At 67.8% G+C, this 7,086-nt stretch carries 7 protein-coding genes and 1 pseudogene; 1 reads left to right on the top strand and 7 read right to left on the bottom strand.

Annotated features, from left to right (window positions below):
- The 3 genes from E8A12_RS16060 to E8A12_RS16050 form a co-directional block, all read right to left on the bottom strand.
- The coding region (locus E8A12_RS16060) for an SDR family oxidoreductase (protein WP_293370611.1) at nucleotides 1-544 on the bottom strand (544 nt) is incomplete at its 3' end.
- A gap of 9 nt (nucleotides 545-553) precedes the next feature.
- Entirely contained in the window at nucleotides 554-1,411 is an 858-nt protein-coding gene (locus E8A12_RS16055; protein WP_293370609.1) for an alpha/beta hydrolase, read from the bottom strand.
- A 123-nt stretch (nucleotides 1,412-1,534) separates the two neighbouring features.
- A complete protein-coding gene (locus E8A12_RS16050; protein ID WP_293370607.1) occupies nucleotides 1,535-2,500 on the bottom strand; it encodes a zinc-binding alcohol dehydrogenase family protein in 966 nt (321 codons plus the stop codon).
- 422 nt (nucleotides 2,501-2,922) lie between these two features.
- Here E8A12_RS16050 and E8A12_RS16045 point away from each other — a divergent pair, with 422 nt between their 5' ends.
- On the top strand, nucleotides 2,923-3,822 hold the full coding sequence (locus E8A12_RS16045) for a patatin-like phospholipase family protein (RefSeq protein WP_293370605.1): 900 nt from the start codon (nucleotides 2,923-2,925) through the stop codon (nucleotides 3,820-3,822).
- Between the two features lie 56 nt (nucleotides 3,823-3,878).
- On the opposite strand, the gene E8A12_RS16040 is transcribed toward E8A12_RS16045, so the two are convergent.
- The 4 genes and pseudogenes from E8A12_RS16040 to E8A12_RS16025 all read right to left on the bottom strand — a co-directional run.
- Nucleotides 3,879-4,493, bottom strand: coding sequence for a PEPxxWA-CTERM sorting domain-containing protein (locus tag E8A12_RS16040; protein WP_293370603.1), 615 nt, complete (start codon nucleotides 4,491-4,493; stop codon nucleotides 3,879-3,881).
- 180 nt (nucleotides 4,494-4,673) lie between these two features.
- Nucleotides 4,674-5,249, bottom strand: a complete 576-nt coding sequence (locus E8A12_RS16035; RefSeq protein ID WP_293370601.1) for a PEPxxWA-CTERM sorting domain-containing protein — start codon at nucleotides 5,247-5,249, stop codon at nucleotides 4,674-4,676.
- A gap of 183 nt (nucleotides 5,250-5,432) precedes the next feature.
- The gene (locus E8A12_RS16030) at nucleotides 5,433-6,596 is read right to left on the bottom strand and encodes a DegT/DnrJ/EryC1/StrS aminotransferase family protein (protein WP_293370599.1); all 1,164 of its coding nucleotides are present in this window, start codon (nucleotides 6,594-6,596) and stop codon (nucleotides 5,433-5,435) included.
- Nucleotides 6,597-6,798: 202 nt separating this feature from the next.
- A pseudogene (locus E8A12_RS16025) lies at nucleotides 6,799-7,086 on the bottom strand (acyl-CoA synthase); the annotation flags it as partial.

The raw sequence follows: 7,086 nt of genomic DNA, 5'->3' as shown, positions 1-7,086 counted from the left end.
CGTTGACCCGCACGCCGGTCCCGTAGAACTCGTTGGCCGAGGTCTGGGCCAGGCTGATGACGCCGGCCTTCGACGCGGAGTAGGCCGGGCCGCCGGCGCCGGAGCGGATGCCGGCCACCGAGGCGGTACAGATGATCGAGCCCTTGCCGGCGGCGATCATCGGGACCGAGGCGTGCTTCACGGCCAGGAAGGCCCCGATCAGGTTCACCCGCAGGATCTCGGCCCAGTAGTCGGCGGTCTGTTCGTGCAGCGGGGTCCAGCCGCCCGAAATGCCAGCGTTGGCCCAGACCACGTCCAGCGAGCCGAACTCGGCCTGGGCGCGGTCGATGTAGGACTTCACGAAGGCCTCGTCGCCGGCGTCGCCCTGGAGGGCCACCGCCTTGCCGCCGGCCTGGCCGACCATGGTCGCGGTCTCGGCGACGCTGTCGGCGCGGTCGACGCAGACCAGGCGCGCGCCCTCGCGGGCGAACAGCAGGCTGGCGGCGCGGCCGATGCCGCTGCCCGCGCCGGTGATGACGGCCGTGCGGTCCTGGAGGCGTCCCATGGGTGATCCTTATGCGTTGGCCCGCTCTTGGGCAGGTTTGGGGGCGCGGCTGGCCGCGGTGGTGATGGCGTCGACGAAGATGTCATAGAGGCCGGGCGGCAGGTCGTGGCCCATCCCCGGGACGATGCGCAGCTCGGCGCCCGGAATGGCCGCCGCGGTGGCCTCGCCGCCGACCGGCATCAGCAAGGGATCGTCAGCGCCGTGCAGCACCACGACCGGCAGCTTCAGGCCCTTCAGCGCCGCGGTGCGGTCGCCGTCCGCGCGCACGGCGGCCATCTGGCGGGCGGCGCCGGAGGGGTTGAAGGCGCGCTTATATTCGGCGATCGCCCGCGCGCGGTTCTCTTCGTCCGTCCACGGATGCAGCGGACTGCCGATGGTCACCGCATTGGCCATGCGGTTGGCGACGAAGGCCTCGAAGTCCGCCTTCGGATCGGGCGGCGGGAGATTCAGGACCGCGGCGGCCTCCGGCGTCGACTTGAAGGCGTCGGCCGCTCCCGTGGTGGACATGATCGAGGTCATGGAGAGCACGCGGTCGGGACGATCCAGCGCGATCCTCTGGACGATCATGCCGCCCATGGAGACGCCGGCGATATGGGCCTGGCGCACGCCCGCCGCGTCGAGCACGGCCACGGCGTCATTGGCCATGTCCCTCAGCGTGTAGGCCTCGGAGGACCAGGTCGAGAGGCCGGTGTCGCGGTTGTCGAAGCGGATGGCGCGGTAGCCCTTGGCGACCAGCTTCCCGCAGAAGGCCTCCGGCCAGCGGGTCATTTGCGAGCCCAGGCCATTGACCAGCAGGATGGTCTCCGGCAGGCCGTCGCCGAAGCTCTGCCACTCGATCTCGACGAGGCCATTGTGGGCGCGGGGCATGGGGCATCTCCTGATTCCTCCCCGTCGGGGGAGGTGGCGCGAAGCGCGGGAGGGGGGCCGCTCAGACCTCGGATGACCCCCTCAGTCAGCTTCGCTGAAGCTCCCCCGACGGGAGCAACGCTTCTACGGAACTAACAGCACGCGTCCGACCGCCTGGCGGCTTTCGATGTAGCGGTGGGCTTCGGCAGCGTCCTTCAGCGCGAAGGTGCGGTCGATGACCACCTGCAGCGCGCCGTCGGCGACGTCCTGGATCAGCTGCTGGATGGTGTCGTGCACCCGGTCGGTGGCGATCTCGGCGCCCAGGAAGACCCCGCTGAGGCTGCGATTGCCGCCCATCATCGAGCCCACGTCGACCTTCATCGGTTCGCGGCCCGCCTGCCCGACCATGGAGACCCGGCCGCGGTAGGCGAGGCTCAGGATCGAGGTCTGCAACGTGGGGCCGCCCACGGAATCGACGATCACGTCGGCCATGTGCTTGTCGGTCAGGCGGGCGACCTCCGTCACGACGTCGTCACGGGCATAGTTGATGCCATGGGTCATGCCGAGCCCCTTGAGCTTCTCCAGTCGTGCGTCGGAGGAGGCGGTGGCCAGCACCATCGACGCCCCGGCGCGCGCCGCCAGCTGGATCGCCGCCACGCCGACGCCCGAGGCGCCGGCCTGCACCAGGACGATCTCGCCCTTCTTCATCCGGCCGAATTCGAAGAGGCAGTCGTGGGCGGTGCCGAAGGGCACGGGGATGGCGGCGGCGAGGCGCACGTCCATCCCTGGCGGAATCACCCAGGCGGTGCGCGCGGACACGGCGCGCAGCTCGGCGTGGCTTCCGAAGGCGCCGGTGGTGACTGCCTTGTCGCCCACCTTGATGTTGTCGACCTCTTCGCCCACCGCGACCACCTCGCCGGCGGCCTGGTAGCCGACGATGTGCGGTTTGGTCGCCAGGGCGCCGCGAAAGCGGTTGAGCGTGTCGCCGCCCTCGATCGAGACCGCCTCGACGCGGATGACGACGCCCTTGCGGTGGCACTCGGGATCCGGGACGTCTTCGTAGCGGAAGACGTCCGGGCCGCCGTTCTCGTAGTAGACCGCAGCCTTCATGGTGGCGTTTCCAATCCAAACATTTGTTTGACCGCACGCATCCCACGGGTGCGCGGGTGGCGCAAGATCGGCGACCCCGCCCGACGCCATCATGACCGCGCGACGCCCAGGTCTAAAGCTTGAGTTTCGCGCGATATCTATGCTGGGGCCTCGACGGACCGCGGGCTGATGGAGCAGATCGCCGAGGCGACCAGCTTCGAGGCCTTGACCAGCCGTCCCCGCGGCGTCGAGGATCGAACGTCCTTTCTGTGCAAGGGCGTGGTCGGCGACTGGAAAGCGCCCCGACGCGGAGGCCGCACATTACATCGCCGAGAACTGCGGCGAGTGGACGGAGCGCAAACAACTCGCGGCCTGAGCGCGCCGTGGACAGATGGCGCGGGCGCGCCGATGCTCTGCGGCGAGACAAAGGAACTGGAGAGGCCATGACACGGGCGCTGGTGTTGGGTGGCGGCGGACCGGTCGGGATCGCCTGGGAGAGCGGACTGATCGCGGGTCTCGCGCAGGGCGCGGTGAACCTGGGCGACGCCGACTTCACCATGGGCACCTCGGCCGGCTCGTTCGTGGGCGCCAGGCTGGCCCTGGGCGCGGACGCGGCGACCCTGGCCGACCCGATCATCGCCGATCAGAGCTCCTCAAATCCGGCGCGGGGCGAGGGCCCGCGCAGCTCCGTGCGCGCGGCGCCGCCAGACCTGACAAAGCTGATGCAGCTGATGGGCGAGGTCCACGGCGGGACGCGCAATCCCGCCGAGGTCCGCGCGGAGATCGGCGCCTGGGCGCTGGCGGCCGAGACGCCCAGCGAGGACGACTTCATCGAGAGCTTCGGCCGCGCCTTCTCCAGCCTGCCGGCCGACGCCTGGCCGGAACGCGGATTTGCCTGCACTGCTGTCGACGCCGAGACCGGCGCCTTCCAGGTGTGGACCAAGGACTCCGGCGTGGGCGTGGTGCGCGCGGTGGCCTCGAGCTGCAGCGTGCCGGGGGTCTATCCGCCGGTGACGCTGAAGGGCCGGCGCTACATCGACGGCGGCATGCGCTCGGCCACCAACGCCGACATGGCGGTCGGCCACGAGCTGGTGGTGGTGATCGCGCTGCGCCTGGGCGCCGGCGGCGGGGCGACCGGCGAGCGGCTCGCCGCCCAGTTCGACGAGGAGATCGAGACCCTGAAAGGCGGCGGCGGCACGGTGCTGACCATCGCGCCGGACGAGGCCAGCGTCGAGGCGTTCGGTGTGAACCTGATGGACTTCCGCAAGCGCCCGGGCGCCGCCAGGGCGGGCCTGGCCCAAGGCCTCGCCTATGCGAAGGACGTGGCGGCCTACTGGCGCTGAAACGAAAAGGGCCGCCCGGTGGGCGGCCCTTCGGGTAGATGCGTTGGCGGCGCCGATCAGGCGGTCGCGGTCATCGCCCGGCGGCGGCGCAGGAAGGCGCCGGCGCCGAAGAAGCCCGAGAGCATCAGCGCCCAGGTGGTGGGTTCCGGAACGCCGCCGAGAGATCCAGGCGTCAGGGCGACATCGTCCAGGGCGTTGTAGGCGGGAACGTTCTGTTCGTGGAACAGGAGCAGATCAGCGCCCGTGCCCGTGACGTTGAACTGGTACAGAGTGTAGCCGTTCGGACGGGTGTCCGGCAGGCTGCTCACGACGCTGCCGGCGAGGGTGACGCCGTTCCAGGTGACGTCGTCGTAGTTCGGCAGGGCGCCGTCGCTCATCAGGTAGTAGCTGAGGATGTAATTCTGGCCCGCCGTGTCGGAGACGACCTGCGAGACGGTGCCGTACGGGTAGGCGCCATCAGTGTCGCCGAGCGCCATGAAGTAGTTGCCGCTATTCGGGTTCTCGGCGTCATACCCCGCGCCCACGACACCGGTGGCGTCGCCGACGATGGTCCAGCCGGTGTCGTCGCCGGTCTCGAAGCCACCGTTGACGATCTGCGCCTGCGCAGACGCGCCAACGAAGGACACCGCCGCGGCCACCGCAGCCCCTGCCAGGAGAGTTTGAATTTTCATTGTGAGCCCCATTTGCAGCCTAAGGGCCCATCCAACATCGTTACCAAATCGTTGACAACCCGATTCCCCTAACAGGGGTATTTGAACTTCTCGTGATCGTCCGGCGGACAGAGATAACTGGCCAAAGAGAAAGGGCCGCCCGATGGGCGGCCCTTTCGGTAGATGCCTTGGTGGCGCCGATCAGGCGGTCGCGGTCGCGGTCACGGCACGGCGGCGGCGCAGGAAGGCGCCTGCGCCAAAGAAGCCCGAGAGCATCAACGCCCAGCTGGTGGGCTCCGGGACACCGGCTGTCTGCGTGATGGCGACGTTGTCCAGCGTATTGTAGCTCGGGTCGTTCCGGCCATTGAAGGTAATCGTGTCGGACCCGGTGCCCGCGCCGAGCGCGAACGTGTAGTGCTGGTAGGGACTACCATTGGTGGTGTCGACATACGAGCCCGCAATCGTGGTCCCGTCGAAGGAAACGTATTGATATCCGGTGCTTCCGCCAGCGTCGCCGCCGAAATCGAAATCGAGCGTCAGGGAACCGCCAACATCGTCGATGAATGTCTGCGAGAGCATGCCGTTTGCCCCGACGGAGCCCTCGCGGAACCCGGTGCTGTCTGTGAAGTAGCAGCAACTGTCGACCTCGGACCAATCGGCGAGACCAGCGGAAAAGTCGCCGTTAGTGATCAGGTTTGTGTCGGCCTGCGCAGACGCTGCGCCGAACGAAACCGCCAGCGCGATCGCCGCGCCAGCCAAGAGTGCTTGAGTTTTCATCGTCCACCGCTTTCAGGATTAAATTCTACTGCGGAGCGAACTTCTGTCGGTAAACAAGAAACTAACAACACGATTCACCTGCCAGGGGAGTTCACCCTTACGAACGTGATGAATTCTCCCCCATGAGTGGAATTACTTTGCCTGGCGATGGGAAACTTTATGGGAAACTTATAGCCTCGGAGCTCAACGGTTCTTCTTCACGAAGGCCCGGATGGCGGCGACGATCTGATCTTGATCGTCGGCGGAGAGGTAAGGGTGCATGGGCAGGCTGATGACCTGGCCGGCCTTGGCCTCGGTGACCGGCAAGCCGCCGGGCGCCGTCGGATAGCCCGAATAGACGCCCTGCCTGTGGATCGGGATCGGATAGTAGACGGCGCTGGGCACGCCGTGCTCACGCAGGTGCGGACCAAGCTCGTCGCGGCCCTCCACTTCGATGGTGTACTGCGCCCAGACGCTGACCCCGCCGTCCTGCACCGTGGGCGTCTTCACCAGGTCGGAGAGGCCTGCGGCATAGCGGTCGGCGACGCGGTTGCGGGCGGCGATCTCGTCCTCGAAGATCTTCATCTTCTCCAGCAGGACGGCGGCCTGGATGGTGTCCATGCGGGAGTTCATCCCGATGCGGACGTTCAGGTATTTCGCGTCGTGCTCGAAGGTCTTGCCCTCGATGTCCGACTTCACCGCCTGGCCGTGGACGCGCAAGGACACCAAGAGGTCGTGGAATTTCTCGTCCTTGCAGAGCACCGCGCCGCCGTCGCCGTAGCAGCCCAGCGGCTTGGCCGGGAAGAACGACGTGGTGGTGACGTGGGCCCAGTGGATCGGGTGCTTGCCGTCCAGCGTGCAGCCGAATCCCTGGGCTGAGTCGCTGATCAGCTTCAGCCCGTGCTTGGCGCAGACACGGGCGATGGCCGGGTAGTCCGCCGGGCCGCCGAAGAGGTCGACGGCGATGACCGCGCGGGGCGTGAGCTTGCCCTCGCGCTTCACCGCCTCGATGGCCGCCTGCAGGCTTTCGGGATCGAGGTTGTAGGTGTCCGGATCGATGTCCACGAACACCGGCGAGGCGCCCACCAGTGGCATGGCCTCGGCGGTGGCGGCGAAGGTGAAGGAAGGGCAGAAGACCGCATCGCCCGGCCCGATCCCCCAGGCCATCAGCGGCAGCACCAGCGCCTCGGTGCCCGAGCCGCACGAGAGCGCATAGGGCGCATGGCCGAAGGCGGCCAGCTGGCGTTCGAACTCCGCGATCTCGGGACCCATGATGTAGGCGCCCGAACGCACCACCTTGAGGATCGCGTCCTCCAGCGGCTGGCCCAGGCGCTTGCGCTGCGCCTGCAGGTCGATGAACGGGATCATGGTCGTGGCCTCTCGCGGGTCTGCGGGGGCGCCTATGCCATGCGTCGCGCGGCCAAGCCAAAACACGCTTGGTGTCGCGGTGTTTCGCCTAGCCCCCTTCCCGGCTGACTTGAATAAGTCAGGCGGGATAGAACGGGGTCGTCGCCTATATCTGGAGCCCGTCTCGTCCGCTCAGGTTGATCCAACCTGAGTGGGAAGGGCTCTAGATCTGTCGTGCGCGGCCTTCCCAGTAGGGCGCCCGGACCTTGTTGCGCTGGATCTTTCCGGCTTCCGAGCGGGGCAGTTCGGTGACGAAATCGACGCTGCGCGGGACCTTGAAGGCCGGCAGGTTGATGCGCGCGAAGGCGAGGATCTCCTGGGCCAGCTGGTCAGAGGGCTGATAGCCGTCCTTCAGCAGGATCACCGCCTTCACCTGCTCGCCCCACTCGTCGTGCGGCACGCCGACGGTGGATGAGTCAGCCACGGCGTCGTGCTTGATCAGCTCGTTGTC

The sequence above is a fragment of the Phenylobacterium sp. genome (assembly GCF_004799395.1).
GTDB lineage: Bacteria > Pseudomonadota > Alphaproteobacteria > Caulobacterales > Caulobacteraceae > Phenylobacterium.
Note: the sequence above shows the minus strand (reverse complement) of the source record. Positions and strands in the feature narration are given on the sequence as shown.

Bases quoted from the DNA above. Each gene is read 5' to 3' on its own strand.
- E8A12_RS16030 (WP_293370599.1), bottom strand. From the start codon at position 6,596: ATGATCCCGTTCATCGACCTGCAGGCGCAGCGCAAGCGCCTGGGCCAG.
- E8A12_RS16040 (WP_293370603.1), bottom strand. From the start codon at position 4,493: ATGAAAATTCAAACTCTCCTGGCAGGGGCTGCGGTGGCCGCGGCGGTG.
- E8A12_RS16055 (WP_293370609.1), bottom strand. From the start codon at position 1,411: ATGCCCCGCGCCCACAATGGCCTCGTCGAGATCGAGTGGCAGAGCTTC.
- E8A12_RS16050 (WP_293370607.1), bottom strand. From the start codon at position 2,500: ATGAAGGCTGCGGTCTACTACGAGAACGGCGGCCCGGACGTCTTCCGC.
- E8A12_RS16035 (WP_293370601.1), bottom strand. From the start codon at position 5,249: ATGAAAACTCAAGCACTCTTGGCTGGCGCGGCGATCGCGCTGGCGGTT.
- E8A12_RS16045 (WP_293370605.1), top strand. From the start codon at position 2,923: ATGACACGGGCGCTGGTGTTGGGTGGCGGCGGACCGGTCGGGATCGCC.